This window comes from Streptomyces sp. NPDC029836, from assembly GCF_055574495.1.
Genome location: NZ_JBVHZI010000001.1, coordinates 429,296 through 447,690 on the forward strand (window position 1 = coordinate 429,296; position 18,395 = coordinate 447,690).

General features: G+C 73.9%; 16 protein-coding genes. 8 read left to right on the forward strand and 8 right to left on the reverse strand.

The annotated features are described in order from the left end of the window. Positions 1–76 precede the first annotated feature (76 nt). Entirely contained in the window at positions 77–1,411 is a 1,335-nt protein-coding gene (locus ACZ4XJ_RS02075) for a hypothetical protein (protein ID WP_468494955.1), read from the reverse strand. Positions 1,412–1,640: 229 nt separating this feature from the next. Between ACZ4XJ_RS02075 and ACZ4XJ_RS02080 the strand changes: the two genes are divergently transcribed. Continuing rightward, positions 1,641–3,362: a carboxylesterase/lipase family protein gene (locus ACZ4XJ_RS02080; protein WP_468494956.1), complete on the forward strand. Its 1,722-nt coding sequence runs from the start codon at positions 1,641–1,643 to the stop codon at positions 3,360–3,362. A 250-nt stretch (positions 3,363–3,612) separates the two neighbouring features. Continuing rightward, positions 3,613–3,771, forward strand: a complete 159-nt coding sequence (locus tag ACZ4XJ_RS02085) for a hypothetical protein (protein ID WP_468494957.1) — start codon at positions 3,613–3,615, stop codon at positions 3,769–3,771. A gap of 16 nt (positions 3,772–3,787) precedes the next feature. Here the strand turns inward: ACZ4XJ_RS02085 and ACZ4XJ_RS02090 are convergent, their stop codons facing one another. Next, positions 3,788–5,134 carry a M64 family metallopeptidase gene (locus tag ACZ4XJ_RS02090; RefSeq protein ID WP_468494958.1) on the reverse strand — a complete coding sequence of 449 codons (1,347 nt, stop codon included), beginning with the start codon at positions 5,132–5,134 and terminating at the stop codon, positions 3,788–3,790. Positions 5,135–5,285: 151 nt separating this feature from the next. Here ACZ4XJ_RS02090 and ACZ4XJ_RS02095 point away from each other — a divergent pair, with 151 nt between their 5' ends. Beyond that, on the forward strand, positions 5,286–6,704 hold the full coding sequence (locus ACZ4XJ_RS02095) for a helix-turn-helix domain-containing protein (protein ID WP_468494959.1): 1,419 nt from the start codon (positions 5,286–5,288) through the stop codon (positions 6,702–6,704). Positions 6,705–6,740: 36 nt separating this feature from the next. Here the strand turns inward: ACZ4XJ_RS02095 and ACZ4XJ_RS02100 are convergent, their stop codons facing one another. Next, entirely contained in the window at positions 6,741–8,435 is a 1,695-nt protein-coding gene (locus tag ACZ4XJ_RS02100; RefSeq protein ID WP_468494960.1) for an MFS transporter, read from the reverse strand. Between the two features lie 129 nt (positions 8,436–8,564). Here ACZ4XJ_RS02100 and rpmG point away from each other — a divergent pair, with 129 nt between their 5' ends. Further along, the gene (gene rpmG, locus ACZ4XJ_RS02105; protein WP_362880068.1) at positions 8,565–8,729 is read left to right on the forward strand and encodes a 50S ribosomal protein L33; all 165 of its coding nucleotides are present in this window, start codon (positions 8,565–8,567) and stop codon (positions 8,727–8,729) included. A 117-nt stretch (positions 8,730–8,846) separates the two neighbouring features. Further along, positions 8,847–9,989 carry a CobW family GTP-binding protein gene (locus tag ACZ4XJ_RS02110; RefSeq protein ID WP_468494961.1) on the forward strand — a complete coding sequence of 381 codons (1,143 nt, stop codon included), beginning with the start codon at positions 8,847–8,849 and terminating at the stop codon, positions 9,987–9,989. A gap of 123 nt (positions 9,990–10,112) precedes the next feature. Here ACZ4XJ_RS02110 and ACZ4XJ_RS02115 read toward each other — a convergent pair whose 3' ends face one another. Then, positions 10,113–10,355: a DUF6158 family protein gene (locus ACZ4XJ_RS02115; protein ID WP_362880072.1), complete on the reverse strand. Its 243-nt coding sequence runs from the start codon at positions 10,353–10,355 to the stop codon at positions 10,113–10,115. 65 nt (positions 10,356–10,420) lie between these two features. Next, complete coding sequence (locus ACZ4XJ_RS02120) at positions 10,421–11,491, reverse strand: AI-2E family transporter (RefSeq protein WP_468494962.1); 1,071 nt, start codon at positions 11,489–11,491, stop codon at positions 10,421–10,423. Positions 11,492–11,561: 70 nt separating this feature from the next. On the opposite strand from ACZ4XJ_RS02120, the gene ACZ4XJ_RS02125 reads away from it, so the two are divergent. Beyond that, on the forward strand, positions 11,562–12,911 hold the full coding sequence (locus ACZ4XJ_RS02125; protein WP_468494963.1) for an MFS transporter: 1,350 nt from the start codon (positions 11,562–11,564) through the stop codon (positions 12,909–12,911). A 23-nt stretch (positions 12,912–12,934) separates the two neighbouring features. On the opposite strand, the gene ACZ4XJ_RS02130 is transcribed toward ACZ4XJ_RS02125, so the two are convergent. Beyond that, entirely contained in the window at positions 12,935–16,339 is a 3,405-nt protein-coding gene (locus ACZ4XJ_RS02130; protein WP_468494964.1) for a CARDB domain-containing protein, read from the reverse strand. Between the two features lie 208 nt (positions 16,340–16,547). Here ACZ4XJ_RS02130 and ACZ4XJ_RS02135 point away from each other — a divergent pair, with 208 nt between their 5' ends. Further along, entirely contained in the window at positions 16,548–17,285 is a 738-nt protein-coding gene (locus ACZ4XJ_RS02135) for a hypothetical protein (protein WP_362880078.1), read from the forward strand. Positions 17,286–17,359: 74 nt separating this feature from the next. Here ACZ4XJ_RS02135 and ACZ4XJ_RS02140 read toward each other — a convergent pair whose 3' ends face one another. After that, positions 17,360–17,701, reverse strand: coding sequence for a hypothetical protein (locus tag ACZ4XJ_RS02140; protein ID WP_362880079.1), 342 nt, complete (start codon positions 17,699–17,701; stop codon positions 17,360–17,362). A 144-nt stretch (positions 17,702–17,845) separates the two neighbouring features. Between ACZ4XJ_RS02140 and ACZ4XJ_RS02145 the strand changes: the two genes are divergently transcribed. After that, positions 17,846–18,145, forward strand: coding sequence for a hypothetical protein (locus ACZ4XJ_RS02145; protein ID WP_362880081.1), 300 nt, complete (start codon positions 17,846–17,848; stop codon positions 18,143–18,145). On the opposite strand, the gene ACZ4XJ_RS02150 is transcribed toward ACZ4XJ_RS02145, so the two are convergent. Continuing rightward, positions 18,135–18,365 (reverse strand): hypothetical protein, encoded by a 231-nt coding sequence (locus ACZ4XJ_RS02150; protein WP_362880083.1) that lies wholly within the window; start codon positions 18,363–18,365, stop codon positions 18,135–18,137. The genes ACZ4XJ_RS02145 and ACZ4XJ_RS02150 overlap by 11 nt on opposite strands. Between the last annotated feature and the right edge of the window lie 30 nt (positions 18,366–18,395).

Consider the following 18,395-nt stretch of genomic DNA (forward strand, 5'->3'; position numbering starts at 1 on the left):
GCGGCGGGCGGCGGGCGGCGAACGCGGGAGGGCCCCGGCCGCGTCGGAACGCGGTCGGGGCCCGGTGTGCTCCCGGTCAGACGCCGGCGCCCGACTCGGTGCGGGCCCGGTCGGGCCGGTACCTCAGGGCCAGTCCGGCGATGACCGCTCCGGCGCCGGCGCAGAGCACCGTCGCGACGCCGGCCCAGGCGTGCGGTCCGCCGAGCGCGTGCTCCAGGGGGTCGTAGAACACGACGCCCCCGACCACGTGGAGCGTGACCACGACCAGCGCGGTCACGGCCGCGGCCCGCCACGCCATGACGGTGTCCCGCACCGCCAGCAGGGCGCCGACGCCCAGGCAGAGCAGGGAGACCGCGAGGGGCAGCAGGTCACCGAGGGCCGGGGCGGGGCGGCCCGCCGTCAGGTCACCCGGCAGGTGGACGACGCCGCACAGCAGCAGGGCCGCGGCGGCCGGCCAGCGCAGCACGTGCCGCAGTGGCCCCTGCGGGCGCTCCGGTGACCGGACCGGCGCGGGGCGGGGGGCGGTGGGGCGCGGATTGCGTTCACGCTTCACCGGTGTCGCCCGGTCGCGCTCCGACGGGGGCTGCGGGGCCGCCGCCCGCGCGCGGTCCGTCCGGGGGACGGCCTCGCCCTCGGCGTCGGCTTCGGCGTCGGGTCCGAGGATGCTGACCAGCAGCGCCACGTCCTCGATGGACCGGCCGACGGCCGCCGCGCGCAGCGTGATGTCGGCCTCGCCCTCGTCGTGCGTCGGCTCGCCGAGCAGGGCGAGCAGGTGCCGGACCTCGTGGACGGGCCGGGACACGGCGGCCGCGCGGAGCGCCTCGTGTCCGGGGTTGGGGAGTTGGCCGGTCTGCTTGAGGAGGTTCACCAACGCGATGACCTCTTCGACGGGACGACAGGTGGCCGCGGTCTCCAGCAGGGTCCGTATGGCCTCGGTGTGGGCGTCGTGGTCCGATGCGGCGGGTTCGCCGCTCGGCACGACGGAATCGGCCGGGCCCGTCGGGGCCGCCCGATCGGGGGTCGGTGTGGACGCGGGGGTCGGCGCGGTCGCGGTGGCCGGCGCGACCGGGTTGACCGGCGCGACCGGGTTGACCGGCGTGACCGGGACGACCGGCGTGACCGGGGTGACCGGTGTGACCGGTGTGACCGGGGCCGGTGCCGCCGGGTGGGGCGTCAGGGCCGGTTGGGGCGCGGGCGCCGATGGGGCCGTCGGCAGCGGGCCGGCCGCCACCACCGCGGGCGGCGCCAGGCCCGCCGTGACCGCTTCGAGCGGCGCCATGCCCACGGGCACCGGATCGGGCGGCCCGGACGGGACCGCGGCCGCGGCCGGTCCGGTGGTCGGGTACGGGGCGAGGGGAGGCCCGTCGCGGTCGTCGTGTGCCGTGGTCGCGAGGGTGCTGGGGTCATTCATCGCAAGCTCCGTTCGCCAACGCACGGGTCTACACGTCGCGCGCCGGTCATCGTGCGTCACGGGAAGCGCACGCTTTGTTACATTCAGCCGGACGTCCGCGCACTGCGCCATTCGGGGCGGGCAAACGGGGGTCGGGCCAACCGCCCGCCGGACACGCCGCCCCCGACCCCGACCCGGGCACGGTGCTCGCGCACAGTGAGCGGGGCACCCACTCAGGAGGGGACAGACCATGCCGCTGCCCGGAACCGCCCGACCGCCGGGATCCCTCCGGTCGAGGGTGCCCACCGTGCTGTTGGCCGCCGCGTTCCTGCTCGGCGCCGCCGCGGCCGCCCCGTCCGCGGCGCAGGCCCGGGGCGGGGAGCGACCGGTCGTCGACACCTCCGAGGGGCCCGTACGGGGGCGCCCCCACGGGTCGTACGAGACCTTCGAGGGGATCCCGTACGCCGCTCCGCCGACCGGGTCGCTGCGCTGGCGGCTGCCGCTCCCGGCGCCGCACAGGCCGGCCGTACTCGATGCCGGGGCGCCCGGTTCGTCGTGCGTACAGCTCCCGCCGCTCGGACCGGCCGCGGCGACCGGCTCGGAGGACTGCCTGTTCCTGAACGTCACCACCCCCGCGGGCCGGGGGCGGGGCCGGCCGGTCATGGTGTGGTTCCACCCCGGTGGTTTCCGCGACGGCTCGGGGGCCGCGTACCGGCCCGAGCCGCTCGTCGTGCGGGGCGACGTGGTGGTGGTCACGGTCAACTACCGGCTCGGCGTCTTCGGCCTCTTCGGGCATCCGGAGCTGGACGGCGCCCCCAACTTCGCCCTCGCCGACCAACAGGCCGCCCTGCGCTGGGTCCGGGCGAACGCGGTCGCCTTCGGCGGCGATCCGGACCGGGTGACGGTGTTCGGGGTGTCGGCGGGCGGCCTCAGTGTCTGCGCCCACCTGGTGTCCCCCGCCTCGGCCGGCCTGTTCGGGCGGGCGGTAGCCCAGAGCGGGTCCTGCTCGACCACGATGCCGCCGTACGCACTGCTGCCGACGCCCGCCGTCTACGAGCCGTTCGTCCCGGAGCGGCGCACGGTGGCGGCCGGCGCCGGGGCGGCGCGTGAACTGGGCTGCGGCGCCGGGCCGTCGAGCACCGCGCTCGACTGCCTGCGCGGCCTGGACGCCGCCCGGTTGGCGACGCCGGAGCTGATGGAGCGGTTCTCGGCCCTGTCGTACGGGAACGGGTCGTTGCCCCTGGCCCCGCGCCGGGCGCTGGAGTCGGGCCGGTTCCACCGAGTGCCGGTGGTCCAGGGCACTGCGCGGGACGAGATGCGACTCTTCCTGTCCCAGGTGCTGCCCTCGTACCCGGTGCCCGACGAACGAGCCTACCGGGAGCGGCTCGTGCGGTCCTTCGGGGCGTCGGCGCCGGCCGTCGGCGCGGCGTACCCGGCGAACCGGTACCCGACGGCCGCGCTCGCCTGGGCCGGCCTGCTCTCGGACGCCTCGTTCACCTGCCCCGCGCTGCGGGACAGCGGGGCGCTGGCCCGCCATGTGCCCACCTACGGTTACCGGTTCAGCGACCGGGACGCGCCGGTCTTCGTGCCGCTGCCGCAGTCCCCGGAGTTCCCGTTCGGCGCGACGCACGGCTTCGAACTTCCCTATCTCTTCCGTGTCGTCGACCTGGCACCGCCCCAACAGGCTCTGTCCGAGCGGATGACGGAGTACTGGACCCGCTTCGCCCGCACCGGTTCGCCGAACGGGCCGAACGCGCCCGCGTGGCCGCCCCTCACGGCCGCTCCCTCCCCCGCTCCGGCGTCCGTACTGTCCCTGGCGGCCGGCGCGGACGGCATCCGGACGGTGGACGCGCGGGCCGAGCACCACTGCGCCCTGTGGGACTCCCTGCCTCCGTTCGGCGGGCCCGAGGGAACCGACGGGCCCGATGCCGCCGAGACCCCCCGAACTCCCCGATGGGAGGTGATCCGATGACCGGTCTCCGTGAGGTCCTGGAAGCGCACGTGGGTGACGGCGGCCCGCCGGGTGCGGTGGCCCTGATCGCCGGGGAGGGGCGGACCGCAGGTGTCGCGGTCGGTGACGCCGAGCACGGTGGCGGGACCCCGATGGCGCGGGACTCGCCCCGGCTCACGCCGGCCCAACGGTCGGGCGGCGAACTGTCCTGGAGGGCCAGGGCCGGGGCTTCGGCGGCTCCGTCGACGTCGTACCGCGGGACCCGTGGAACGTGCCCGGGCGCTACGGCCGGGTCGGCGGGACGGGTACCGCCGCGCACGTCGTTCCGTCCTCCGGGACGGTGACGGTCCTGCTGAGCCGGCTGGAACCGGGCGGGCCGACCCCGCCCGCCCTATCGCGCGACTTCGGGCGGTACGCGGCCGGCGCCTGACGCCCGGGCCGGCGGCTCAGAGGCGTACGTCCCAGGTGGCGGTGGAGCTCAGGGTTCGGGCGATCGCGGGATCGCGGACGGAATCGGTGCGGTCCCGGGCGGTCACGGACAGCTTGTGCCCGCGCAGGTCGAACAGCCACAGCTCGGCGACGCGGACCTCGGTGCGGCCCGCGAAGCGGCGCAGTTCGCGGCCGTCGAGGTACCAGCGCACCTCGATCCGGCGGCCGTCGGTGGTGGCCAGGTCGGGCACGGCGGCGCGTGCCGTGTGGCCCAGGCGCAGGGTGCGACCGGTCGGTGTGAGCGGGGTGACGACGTTGGCGTGGCGGTGAAAGCCGGCGATCATCGCTTCGACGCCGGGCAGGTTGAAGGGTTTGCCGAGGATCCTCATCAACGAGTTGTCGGTGGGGCGGTGGAGTCCGGCGGCGTAGTAGCCGCCGCCCTCGTACGCGCCGACGGTGCCACCGTCGGGCGAGGTCTCGCCGAGCCAGCGGTGCCACTTGGCGCCCTGGTCCTTCATGCGGACGGCGTCGAGGGTGGAGGTGTTGGGGTCGGTGGGCTCGCGGCCCGTGTACCGCTCGTACTCGGGGACGCCCGGGTAGAAGTACTCGTCGGCGAGCTTGCCGAGGGAGTGGCCGGTCTCGTGGATGGCGACCTGGCCCGACTTGGGGTGGCCGGCGGAGGCGGTGGAGATGCCCTCGTAGCCGAGGGCGGGGTTCGGTTCGTTGTAGCCGGCCCCGCCGTACTTGGCGCTGTTGGCGAGGACGATGACCAGGTCGGCCTCGGGCGCCCGGGCGACGTACGCGTCCACCTTCGGCTGATCCACGCAGAGCAGCCGTTCGATGTCCTCGCACCAGAAGTGGCTGCCGAGCGCGGTGTCGCGGACGGCGCCGGGGTCGGGGTCGCCGGACACCCCCGATTCCGCGGACACGGCGTCCACGGTCCACACGTTGAAGAGGGTCCGGTAGGTGGCGTAGGGCTCGACGGCCTCGACCTCGGCCCATTTGGCCCGGGCGTCGGCGTGGAACCGGTCGAGTTGGTCGGCGGTGTAGCCGTCGCCGACGACGACCACGTCGAGCCGGTCCGCGGTGGGCCCGTGGTCGATCATCTTGGTGACCCGGCCGTCGCCGCTCCGCGGCGGCGCGGAGCGGCGGGGCGACGCCGGGGCGGGTGTGGTCGCCGGTACGAGGACGTGGCCGGATCCGGCTTCGGCTCCGTGTTCGGGCCCGGGTATCTCGACCTCGACGCGCCCGCCGGGGCGGGGCGGGTCGGCGGCCAGTGCGGGAGTCGGGGCGCTCAGCAGGACGGCGCCGGCGCAGGCTGCGGCGAGGGCCGCGCGCAGGGTCGATCGGATGGCCGGTCTCATCAAGTCCTCCACGGAAAAAGGAAGTTAAACGAAGAGGTAAGTCTGTTGAAGTGGTTGCTTAAATTAGGTGGCGTGCGGGGCGTGCGCAATGGTCCACCGCGGCTGAATACTGGTGGGCGCACGACGACACGCCGCACAGCAGGGGGTTTTCATGGATGAACCGGTCGACATCGGACGCCGAGTGCAACAGCTGCGCGCGGAACGCGGGCTGACGCAAAGGCAGTTGGCGGAGCCCGCCTACACCCCGGCGTACGTGTCGACCCTGGAGGCGGGCAAGGTCCGCCCCTCGGAGACCGCCCTGCGGTTCCTCGCCGAGCGCCTGGGCACCTCGTACGAGGAGTTGGCGACGGGGCGTCCGGCCCGGCTGGCGACGGAGTTGCGGCTGGGACTCACCGACGCCCAGCGGACCCTGGCCACCGGGTCCGCCGAGGAGGCCTCCGACCACTTCCGGCGCCTGCTCGCCGACGCGGAGGAACTGGAGCTGTCCGACGAGCGGGTCGAGGCGCTGCTGGGCCTCGGGGACTGCGCGCTGGAGGCGGGCCGGCTGCCTCGGGCCATCGCCCGCTTCGAACAGGCCGAGGCACTGCTGGCCGACCAGCCGCTCACCCGCCGGGCCCGCCCGATCCGGGGCCGGGCCGTCGCGCACCTGCTGGCGGGCGAACTGCGCTACGCCTGCTACCTGTTGGAGTCGGCCATCGACGCGCTGAACGCGGAGGGGCTGGCCGATCCCGAAGCGCTGCTGCTGCTCTACGCCGCGGTCATCGGGCCGTACATCGACATGGGCGCCCATGCCCGCGCGGCGCACGCGGCCGAGTTGGCGTTGGCACTGGCCCCACAGGTCGGGGACCCGGCGCTGGTGGCGGGCCTGCACCGGCAGGTCGCTCGGACGTTCCTCGCGGAGGGGCGGGTGGCCGACGCGGACGCCTCGCTCGCCAAGGCACAGGCGGTCTACCGGCAGCTGCGGTTGCGGACGGATCTGGCGCACTGCCACTGGATGCGCGGCTACGTCCAGGCGCAGCACGGGCAACTGGAGTCGGCCGAGCGGGAGTTGCGTACGGCGCGGGAGATGCTCACGGCCAAGCGGGCGGCCCTGTACACGGCGCAGGTGGAGGTCGAGCTCGCCGACGTGCTGCGGCGGCTGGGCCGGTACGCGGAGGCCACCGAGCTGGTGTCGGCCCTGCTGGGGCCGGGCGCCGGGCCGGTGGCGGGCCCGGGGGGCGTGCACGCGGGCGGCGCGCACCGGCTGCTGGGGCTGATCGCGGAGGAGCGGGGGCTGACGGAGGAGGCGGAGGAGCACTACGTACGGGCGCTCGCCCTGCTGGAGCGCAGCGGCGCGGGCGGGGACCTCGCCGATCTGTGCCGACTGTTGGGCGATCTGCTGCGGCGTACGGGGCGCACGGAGGCGGCCCTGGACGCGTACCGCACGGGCCTGGGGCACCGGGCGGCGCCGGGGACGACCACGCTGGGTCCGGCGCCGGCCGCGCCCGCGTTCCGACCGCGGTCGGCGCCGTACGCGCCACCGGTGGCCCCGTACGCGCCCTCGACGAAGACGCTCCCGCCGCCGCGGTGAGGGTGGCGACGGGAGCGGGCGGGGCGCGGAGGCCGATCAGTGGTCGTCGGTGGGCCGCAGGTCGCGCGGGATCATCGCCCACGTGGTCGCGGCCGCGGCGACGGCCAGGGCTCCGGCCACCAGGAACGCCGGGGTGATGGCCAGGGTGTAGGCCTGCGAGGCCGTGTGGAGCAGGGCCTCGCCGACGGAGCCGCCGAGTTGCTCGGCGACGTGCGCCGCTTCGCCGACGGAGTCCCGTACGGCGCTCGTGGTGGGGCCGTCGAGGGGGAGGGTGGGCAGGTTGCCCCGGTAGAGGGCGGCTGCCGTGCTGCCGAGGATGGCGACGCCCATCGCGGAGCCCAGTTCGTAGCAGGTCTCCTCGATCGCGGCGGCGCTGGACACCTGTTCCGCGGGGGCGGCGGAGACCAGGGTGACGGAGGCGACGGTGGTCGCCATGCCCGCGCCCAGCCCCATCACGGTCAGCGCGACCGCGAAGGCGGGGTAGCCGAGTGCGGTGAACTGCTGGACGGCCCAGGGCAGGGCCATGCCGGCCGCCAGGACCAGCAGTCCGGCGCCGAGCACGTGCCGGATCGGGAAGCGCTGCATGAGCGTGGGGGCCACCATCGAGGCGCAGATCAGTGCGAGGGGCGCGGGCAGCAGGCGCAGCCCGGCCTCCAGCGGGGTGTAGCCCTGGCCGTACTGGAACCACTGGGTGACGAGGAACAGGATCGCGCCCATGCCCACCATCGGCAGGAAGATCGCGGTCGCGGCGACGCTGAAGGCGGGCTTGGCGAACAGCCGGACCTGGAGCAGCGGGTCCTCCAGCCGGAGCTGGCGGCGGACGAACACGGTGAGCGCGACGGCGGCGAGGATCAACAGGGCCCAGGGCAGCGGGTCGGCGACGCCGCTCTTGCCGAGCTGCTTGATGCCGCCCGCGAGGGCGAGCATGCCGACGATCGACTGGCCGACGCCCCACCAGTCCCAGCGGCCGGCGCCGCGCGGGGCGCGCGATTCGGGGAGGTAGCGCAGTCCGGCGGCGACGATGAGCGCGGCGACGGGGAGGTTGAGGAGGAACGCGGAGTGCCAGCCGTGGTCCTGGACCAGGAAGCCGCCGACGACGGGCCCGAAGGCCATGCCGCCACCGAACACGGCGGCCCACACGGCGAGGGCGAAGGCGCGTTCCTTGGCGTCGGTGAAGACGCTGCGCAGGATCGACAGGGTGGACGGCATGATGGCCGCGCCGCCCATGCCGAGCAGGGCGCGGGCCGCGATGACGTGCCAGGCCTCGGTGGAGAACACGGCGATGAGCGAGGCGACGGAGAAGATGCCGAACCCCGCCATGAGCAGCCGTTTGCGGCCCCAGCGGTCGCCGAGGGCGCCCGCGGTCACGAGCAGGCCGGACAGCGCCAGGGCGTAGATGTCGATGATCCACAGCTGCTGGACGGCGCCGGGCTGGAGGTCGGCGACGAGCGAGGGGAACGCCACGTTGAGGATCGTGGTGTCCATCGAGATGAGCAGGAGACTGCCGGACAGGATCGCGAGGACGATCCAGCGACGCGGGTCCGGCGTGGGGGTGCGCATGGGGTTCCGTTCGGTGTGGTGCACGGGTCGGTGGCGGGTGGAGGTGTGGTGACGGGCCGAGGTGTGGCCGCGGGCGGTGGGGGAGGCGGGATCGGGGCCCGGCCCGGACGTGCGTTCGCCCGTGCGGGAGCGCGCCGGAGCGTCCTCCCGTAGCCGTTCTTCGTTCGCCATGATGAGCCTCCTTCGACTCGGATGATACAAATTTGTCTCATCCGATGCAAAGGGCGCTCACTTTAGAGCTCCCAAGAAGCCCTCAAGACGGCTTATTGAAAACGACTGTCATTGCCATATACTCGTTCCATGGCTCGCAACGAAGTACGCCCGGTCATCAAGCTGCGCTCCACGGCGGGGACCGGCTTCACCTACGTCACCCGCAAGAACCGCCGCAACGACCCGGACCGGCTGACCCTGCGCAAGTACGACCCGGTGGCCCGCCGACACGTCGACTTCCGTGAGGACCGCTGACCCCGGCGCCCGCCCGCGCCGCCCTTCCGTCCCTGCCCCGCCCGACCACCCCGAAGGAGACCTCGTGCCGTCATCCCTCCACCCCTCCCCCTCCCGCCGTCGGTACGGGAGCGGCGCGTGAGCCTGCCCGTACTGATCGTCGGCGGCCTGCACGCCGAAGCCCGCACCGCCGTGGTGGACGGGTTGCTGGCCGCCGTCTCCGGCAGCGTCGCCCTGCACCACGACCTCTCCGCCGCCGCGCGGGGCACCGTACGGCGCACCGTGCGCGACGCGTCGGGTCCCCGGACCTGCGAGCAGACCCCCCTGGTCAACGGCTGCGCCTGCTGCGCGCTGCGCGAGGACTTGGTTCCCGAGCTGCTCCGGCTCGCGGCCGGCGGGACGACCCCGCTGGCCGTGCTCGAACTGTGGGACTCGGTCGAGCCCCGGGCCATGGCCGAGGTGATCGCCGTGCACGGCAGGGGCCACCTGGAGCTGTCCAACGTGGTGACCGCCGTCGACCCGGCGCTGGTCCTGCCCTGCCTGACCAACGGGGACGACCTGGTGGAGGCGGGTCTGGCCGCCTCGACCACCGACCGACGGACCGTCGGTGACACCTGGGCCCGGCAGCTGGAGTACGCGGCCGTCCTCGCCCTCGTCGACAACCCGGCGGCCGACCCCACCGACCGCGCCCTGCTGACGCAGCTCCACCCGACCGCCCAGCGGGTGGCCGCCGGGTCACCGGAGCTGACCCGGCTCGCCTTCGCCGGATTCGACACCGAAGCGGCGGCGGCCTCGCAGCACCCGGCCTGCGCGCTGCTGCCGCAGGACGCGGACGAGGCCGGGGTGGCCACCCTGGTCTGGCACCGCTGCCGACCCTTCCACCCGGAACGTCTCCACGCCGCCCTGGAGGACCTCGCCGCCGGCGCGGCCCGCAGCCGCGGCCGGTTCTGGCTCGCCGACCGGCCCGACGCGCTGCTGTCCTGGGACGCCGCCGGCGGGGCGCTCTGCGTGGAGGACGGCGGGCCCTGGCTGGCCTCCCTCCCGGACGCCGCCTGGGAGCTGGTTCCCCCCGTCCGGCGGGCGGCGGCCGCCCTCGGCTGGCATCCCGAGCACGGCGACCGCTGTCAGCACCTCGTGTTCACGTCCCCCGGTCTCGACCGGGACGGCTTGCGCGAGCTGCTGGACTCCTGTCTGCTGACCGACGCCGAGTACGACGCCGGGCGCGAGGGGTGGAAGCGGCTGCCGGCCGTCTTCGACGCCCTGCTCGCCCCGGTCAGGTAGCCGCCGCCGGTTCTCCCCCGGCCCCGTGCGGTTCCCTCCGGGGCGGGCCCTGGTTTGGGCGGCTCGCCGACGGGCAAAAGCCGAACGCCGCCCCGCGCATTCGCGGGGCGGACCAGTTTCCGGTCAGTCCTCCGCCCCTCGGGCCCGGGCGCCCGAGCGCGTGCGGGCGGCGGCCGGGGCGCGCCGCGGATGGCGGCGGAGGTACTCGTCCTCCAGCTCCTTGAGTCGCTGCGTGTGCGTGGCGAGCGCCTCGTCCGACCCGTGCAGCAGCGTCTCGTGGCGCGTGCGGTGGATCGTCTCCAGCTCCCTCAGCAGCCTGCCGTCCTCCAGCTCGCGCGCCGCGGGTCCACCACCGTGCTCGGCCATCACGACCACCTCCACGTCTTACGGTAGGGAGTCCTCCTCCCCCGCGCGCGCGGGCCGGCGCCCGCTCAGCCATCCGTGCCCGCCACCGGAGCCGGGTTGAGCGCGGCGTGTGCGCGCAGGGCCGTGCGCACCGACCAGAGCACCGACACCAGCGGGACGGCGACCACCGCGCCGACCACGCCGGCGGCGATGGCCCCGGCGACCACGGAGACGGCCACGACCAGCGGGTGCAGCCGTACCGCCCGGCTCATGACGAGGGGGTGCAGCAGGTGGCCCTCGATCTGGCCGATGACGACGATCAGCGCGACCACCAGGGCCGCGACGAACGGGCCCTTCGCCGCCAGGGCGACCACGGCGGCGACGCCCAGCGCGACGGGGGATCCGACGAGCGGGACGAACGCGGCGAAGAACTCCAGCAGCGCGAGCGGCACCGCCAGCGGCACGCCGAGGAAGTACAGCGCCACCCCGACGAGCACCGCGTTCGTCGCCGCGACCAGCACGATCCCGTGCGTGTACCCGGTGAAGGTGCGCCAGGCGGCGCGTCCCGCGACGCCCACGCGCTCGCGCGCCGGCTCGGGCAGCTGCGCGCAGAACCAGGACCACTGCCGGTCCCCGCCGTGCAGGAAGAAGACGGACGAGAAGGCGGCGAGGGCCAGCACCGTCAGCACCTGCACCAGATGGCCGGCCCCGCTGACGGCGGTGCTGAGCAGCGTCGAGCGGTGGCTGGAGAGGAACGCGCCGACCTTCGACTGGACGTCGGAGAGCGCCTCGGGGTTCACCCGGAACGGCGGCCGCTCCAGCCACTCCTCGATGCTGTCGAGGCCCTCGCGGAACTCGCGGACCAAGGTGGTGCTCTCCCCCGCCACCGCCTCGCCGACCAGCGCGAGCACCCCCACGAGCAGCACCGCGGTGCCGACCAGGGTGCTCGCGACGGCGAGGGAGCCGGGCAGGAAGCGGGTGAGGCCGCGGGTGGGCGGACCGAGCAGCGCGGTGAGGATCAGCCCGAGGAACAGCGCCACGGCGATCTCGTGGAAGCGGCCCAGCAGGGCGAACACCGCGTACACGGCCGCGCCGACGACCAGTAGGCGCCAGGCGTAGGACGCGACCGTACGCAGGAGCGGGGACACCGTCGGCATGGTTCATGCCTGCCACGTCGGGTGGGACCTGCCACGCGGCGGCGGCTGATTTCGCCCGTCCGGGGAGAAAATGCCTTGCCGGGGCGCGCCGGGACACGGACGATGGCCCGTCGTGAGTACTTCCCGTTGGAGCGCCGTGCTGCCCGATCTCGCCCCCTGGCGGTCGAGCCGCGACTTCCGGTTGCTCTTCTACCAGGGCACCGTCACGTTCTTCGGCTCGTTCATGGCGATGATCGCGCTGCCGCTCCAGATCAAGCACCTCACGGACTCGCCGCTCGCGGTCGGCGCCATGGGCGCCGTCGAACTCGTCCCGCTGGTGGTCTGCGGGCTGTACGGGGGCGCGCTGGCCGACGCGGTCGACCGGCGGCGGCTGATCCTGCTGACCGAGGCCGGGCTGGGGTTGCTGGCGCTGATCCTGCTGGTCAACGCACTGCTCCCGGATCCGTTGCTGTGGCCGCTGTACGTGGTGGCGGCCGGTGTGTCGGCGCTGACCGGTCTTCAGCGGCCGGCGCTGGATTCGCTGATGGCGCGGATCGTGCCGCACGAGCAGTTGTCCGCGGCGGCCGCCCTCAACGGGCTCCGCTACCAGTTCGGCGCGATCGCCGGGCCGGCGTTGGCCGGTGTGGTCGTCGCCTGGGCCGGTTACGCCCCCGCGTACGCGGTGACGGTGGCGGGCTTCCTCGTGTCGGTGCTGCTGTGCCTGCGGTTGCGGCCGGCGCCGCCGGTGGGGGGCGCCGTACGGCCGTCCCTGCGGGCGATCGGGGAGGGCGCGCGGTACGCGTGGAGCCGACCGGTGCTGCTCGGCACGTACGCGGTGGACCTGGCGGCGATGTTCTTCGCCTTCCCGAACGCGATCCTCCCCTTCCTCGCGGACGAGCTGGACGCGGTGTGGGCACTGGGTCTGATGTACGCCGCCGGCGCCGTGGGCTCCTTGCTGCTGGGCATGACCAGCGGCTGGGTGTCCCGGGTGCGCCGGCACGGACTCCTCGTGGTCTTCGGGGCCGCCGTCTGGGGGCTGGCGATCGCCGCGGCCGGCTGGTTCTCCGGCATCTGGATCGTGCTGGCCTGCCTGGCGGTGGCGGGCGCGGGCGACATGCTCAGCGGGCTGGGCCGGGCCACGATCTGGAACCAGACGATCCCCGAGGAGCTGCGGGGGCGGCTCGCCGGGATCGAAGTGCTCTCGTACAGCGTCGGTCCGCAGCTCGGCCAGGTCCGGGCGGGCACCATGGCCGGGTGGACCGGGACCCGGCCGGCGTTCTGGAGCGGCGGCCTCGCCTGCGTGGCGTCCGTGGCCGTGCTGGCGGCGCTGCTGCCCAAGCTGATCTCGTACGACGCCGCCACCGACGAGGACGCGTTGCGCCGCCGGGCCGCCCGGGAAGGGGCGGCCCGGCGGGAGGACCCGAGCGGCGCGAGGGCCTGACCCGGGTCCCGTGCGGGTGTCCGCTACCCGGCTCGGCCGCGGATCACGAACTGTGATCCCGGTTCGACCAGGACGTCGCCGTCGGCCGATCCGGTGATGGTCACCCCGGTGAGGTCGGCGCTGCCGCGGGCGCCGCCGTGGGCCCGGATGCCGGCTCCGTTGTTCGACCGGTCGATGCGGACGTGGTCGATCACGGCGTTCGGCACGCTGCCGCCGCCGGACTTGAACTGGATCCCGTCGTAGGTGGAGTCGCTGATGTCGGTGTCACGGATGGTCACCCCGGGGATGTCCTGGCCCGAGGCGAAGAGGGTGATCGCGCCGAACTCCTGGGCCTCGCCCCAGAAGGCGCCGCCCGTGCGGTGGAGGCCGTTGTTGGCGATCAGGGTCTGCCCGGAGAACGGCAGCGGGTCGTGGTCGGTGGCGAGCATGATGCCCGGGTAGTTCATGGTGTCGGAGACCAGGTTGTTCTCGATCGTGTTGCCGTAGCCGCCGTAGACGGCGATGCCGTTGGCCCGCCAGGGCAGTTGGACGGTGTTGTTGCGGAAGTGGTTGTCGTGGCCGATGTCGACGGCCGTGTTCTTCACGTAGCGGCTGGACCACACGGCGAGGGCGTCGTCGCCGGTGTTGCGGAACGAGGAGTTGAAGACGGTGGAGTTCCTCGTCCCGTTGGCGAAGTTCACGCCGTCCGCGTACGTGTCGCGGATCCGGACGCCGGTGAACTCGACGCCGTCGCCCGGTCCCCAGAGTTCGGGGATGTTGTCGTAGTCACGGCCGACCCAGGCACCCACGTTGGCGTGCTCGATCCAGACGTTCGTGATCTTGGTGTTCTTGCCGAAGCGGCCGTTGAGTGCCACGCCGCCCTCGGCGTTGCCGTCGCCGCCGCGGATGGTGCCGGAGCCGAAGATGGCGAGGTCGGAGATCCGGGTGTTCTCGTCGATGTCGAAACCGAAGTTGCCCTCGTGCGGGTGGTTGATGCCGCCGGCCTGGTGGGGCGGGGTCAGCGCGTACAGCTGGGAGTGCCACATTCCGGCGCCGCGGACGGTGACGTCGCGGATGCCGACCTGGTTGAACTGGCCCCGGTTCAGCGGGTCGTCGGTGAGGATCTTCTGTTCCTGACGCCACTGGCCGGCCGGGATCCACACGCAGTCGATGCGGCCGTTCTGGTCGTCGGTGACGGCGCGCTGGAGGGCGTCGGTGTCGTCGATGCCGTCGTTGGGGACGGCCCCGTAGGCGGTGATCGAGGTGCACTCGGCGGGCTTGGCGGTCGGCGGGGCGACCTGTTCCAGGTCGATCAGGTCGACGATCTGGTAGGCGGCGTCGTCCCCGGCGTCCCGCTGGAGCCGGAACTTGGTACCCGGCGGGTAGCTGCGCTCCAGCAGGGCGTGGGACTCGTCGAACAGGCGGCGGGCGTCGCCCTGAGGGGTGTTCGTGAGGCCCTCGGGGCTGTCGGTGGCGCCGTACAGCCAGCTGTGCTTGGAGGACAGGTCGATCTTGCGGACGAAGGTGCCGTCGGCGTAGAGGCTGAGGGTGGTCGCGGCTCCGCCGCCGGCGGGGGCGTCGGGCACGGAGTTGCGCACGACGATGGAGTTGGCCTGTTGGGTGGAGGTGAACTCGACGTACTGGCCGGTCGCGGAGAGCCGGACCGAGGCGCGGCCGGAGGATTCGGTGGCGAAGTTGGTGTGGCCGAAGGTCCGCTCGGGGTCGCTCCGCAGCAGGGTCCCGGTGTGGCGGGCGGCCTCCGCCTCGTACTCGGTGTACGGGACGGCGGCGCCGCGGCCGGCCACGATCGAGCGGGAGTGGACGTTGTTGTTCTCGTTGGTCTCGGTGACGACGCCCGTGGCGTCGGCGGTGGCGGTCAGGGTCGCGCCGCCGCCGGTCGCGGTCCAGCTGCCGTCGAGCGCGACGGTGACGGTGGCCCCGGCGGCCACGGCCGGGGTGTTCCCGTTCAGGGTGACGGCGCCGGCGGTGAGCCGGGTGACGCTGGCGGGCGCCGGGGCGGTGCCGCGGTTGTGCACGGCCGCGGTGAAGGTCACCTTGGCTCCGACGGCCGGAGTGGCGGGGTCGGGGGTGATCCCGGTGACTTCCAGGTCGGGGCCGGGGCTTTGGCCGACCACCAGCGGGCCGGCGCCGCTGCGGCTGTTGTTGCTGTCGTCCGACTCGGCGACGGTGCCCTCGGGGTCGACGGCGGCGGACACCGTGTAGCGGCCCACGGGACGCTTGCCGACGGCGACCGGCACGGTGACGGAGGCGCCCGCCGCCAGCGCGGCGACGGGGGCGCCGCCCGCGACGACGCCCTCCAGGCTGATCCGTACGGTGGTCGCCGCGGCGGGGGCGTTGCCCGCGTTGCGGACGGTGGCGTTCACCGTGACGGCGTCCGTCTCGGAGGGCGCCGACGGTGACCAGGTCAGGTCGGTGAGGGTCAGGTCGGGGTTGGGGGCGCCCGTTCCCACGACCTGGAGTTCGGCGACCTGGGCCCCGGGGGCGCCGGTGTTGCCGTGGAAGCGCAGCTGGACGTCCGCGAAGCGGCCGCTGACCGGCACGGTCACCGTGTTGCCGTTCGTCCCGGGGTTGAAGGAGTGGTCGGCGCGGGCGCGCAGGGTGGTGAACGCCGTGGCTGCCTGCTCACGGCCGAGGACCTCGAAGTTCTGGGTCCGTGCCGCCCAGGCGGCGTCGGGGTCGAGCCGCACGACGACTCCGGCGAGGTCGGCGTTGGCCCCGAGGTGGACGGTCAGCGACGAGCTCTGCTGGGCGGCTTCCCAGTAGGTGCTCGGGCTGTCGTCGTTGGCGTTCGGGGCGACGTAGGACTGCGTGGTGGAGGTGGCCTCGATGGGCTTGCCCCGGGCCAGGTTGGTGCCGGTCGGGGGCGGGTCGCCGGGATCGCCCGGGTCACCGGGGTCGCTCGCCCCGTAGATCTCGAACTCGGATATCTGGGCGGCGTTCCAGCCGCTGTTGGCGGCGACGTTCACGCGGAGGTAGCGGGCGGGGGCCGAGCCGAGGCCGAGGGACACCTTGTTCGCCTGCGCGGGGTCGAAGACCTTGGGGGCGGAGGCGGCCAGCGTGGTGAAGGTGGCGCCGTCGGCGCTGCTCTGGAGGCTCAGTGTCTGGGTGCGGCGCTCCCAGGCGGTGGGCAGTTTCAGCACCACCTCGTCCACGGTGGTGCCGGCCCCGAGGTCGATCTGGAGCCACTGCGGGAAGGCGCCGGTGGGCCCCTCCCAGTACGTCTGTTGGCTGCCGTCGGTGACGGCGGTCGCGGGGTAGCCGCCGAGGGAGCCGCCGGCCGTGGCGGGGCGCCCCAGGGCGAGGTTGACGGTGCCCGCGGCGGGCGCGGCGGGTCCGGCCGCGGCGCCGGTGGGGGTCGGTCCGAGGGCGGTCAGGGCGCCGAGCAGCAGGCCGCCTACGAGCGTGCGGCCGTGTCGTTTCCATCTCATGGGGGCCTCTGTTCCAGAAGGGTGGGGCGAGGACCTGCCGACTAATCTCGATCTCTGCGCAAGATTTTGAGGGATCTCGTTGATTCCTTGCGTGGATCAGGGTGACAGGTTTCTATCAGGTCACCGGTTTGTCAACGGTCCTCACACGGCGCGCCCGAACGGCGGCTTCCGCGATGCGCGCGCGGACCCCGCCCGGGAGGGTGACGGCATGGGCGACTGGTGGTACCGAAACATCCTCGAACCGGGCAAGCTGCCCCTGCTGCTGGCCCTGTCCGCCTTCGTGCTGACGTTCGCGATCACGCGGGTCATCACCCGGATGATCCGGGCCGGGAAGGGGCCGTTCCGCAACGTCACGCCGGGCGGCATGCACGTCCACCACGCCGTGCCCGGCGTGGTGCTGATGACCGTCGGCGGGTTCACCGCGATCGGCGGCGGCCGCACGGGCTGGGGGTCGGCGCTCGCCGCCGTGCTCTTCGGGATGGGGACGGGACTCGTCCTCGACGAGTTCGCGCTGATCCTGCACCTGAGCGACGTCTACTGGACCAAGGAGGGCACGATCAGCATCGAGGTGGTCATCCTCACCACGGCCCTCGCCTCGTTCCTGCTCTGCGGGTTCCTGCCGCTCGGCGTGGACGGGCTCACCCCGGACGAGAAGCAGAGCCGGATGACGCTGGTGTCGACGGTGGTGCTCAACCTGCTGTTCGCCGTGGTGGCTCTCTTCAAGGGCAAGCCCCGGATGGCCGTGCTCGGCGCGGTGGTGCCGCTGATCGCCATGGTCGCGGCGCTGCGACTGGCCCGCCCGGTGTCCCCCTGGGCCCGCCGCTTCTACCGGCGCCGGCCGAGGGCGCGGGCCCGCACGATGAAGCGCGCGTACCGGCACGACCGCCGCTGGAGCGGTCTGCGACGCCGCGTCGACTACCTGATCGGCGGCGCCCCCAGCCAGTGACGACCCCGGCCGGTGACGATCCCATGACGGGACCCCCGGACGCACTGCGTCCAGGGGTCCTCGTAGCCGCGCTCTCAGACCTGCGCGGGGGCCTCGTCGAGCTCCCAGGCGTGCCGCTTGAACTCGCGGCGGAAGTCGGTGTGGTCCTCCCACTGCCGGGCGATGCCGCGCAGCACGTCCCAGTGGTGCTCCACCGACTGGTCGATGACGGTGCGCAGACGCGGCTCGGCCGTCTCCCGCTTCTCGATGAGACCCTTCACCGCGCCGGCCTCCAGGACGCTGTTGCGCAGGGCGCGCAGGGCCCGGGAGGTGTCGTCCATCGCGAAACCGCGCTCACTTCCGGTCTCCGCGTCGAACAGCGGCGTCAGCCGCGCCTCGATGAACGCGGTGATCCGCTCGAAGTGCTGCACGTCCATCAGGGGTTCTCCGTCTTCTGCCGCGCCGGTGAGCGGCTCGGGTACACGATACGAGGACCGGGCGTGCCCGACGGACCAGGGGCACCGCGGCGGACGCGGGCCGCCTGCGGGCCGATTGTCAGACCACTGCGCCAGCATCACGACATGACGCACACCACCGCTCCCGACACGGCCGACCGTGATGAGTACGCCGACGCCATCGCCGCGGTCGTCCGGGTGTCCGCCGCCTCCTACGGCTCGGGCGAATCCCCGCTCGACGACGCCTCCTTCGAGCTGCTCGTGTCCCTGATCCAGGCCTACGAGGCCCACTATCCGGAGCACACCGACCGGGTGGACGGCGACGGGGCCGCCGGGCCGTCGGCCCCTCGCCCGTTGGGGGCGGGGATCGAGGTCCTCGGGGAGGAGGATTTCGCGCCGCGGGGCGCCGCCGCGCTCAGCGCGTGAACGGTGGGGGCGGGGTCACCGCGAGAACGGGGGGCGCCGGTGAGGTGTGGCGGTGGCCGCAGGGCTCGAAGACCAGGACGACGGGTTCGCCGGGCCGTTGGCGCCAGGAGATCCGCTCCGGGACCTCGACGCACACCGGGCAGTCGGGCAGCGGGCTCGGCCGGGTCCGGCCTTCGGGCGCGGCCGTGAGGACCGACGGCATGGAGTGCGGGTCACGCATGGCTGCTCCCTGGTACGACGGTTGTGCTCC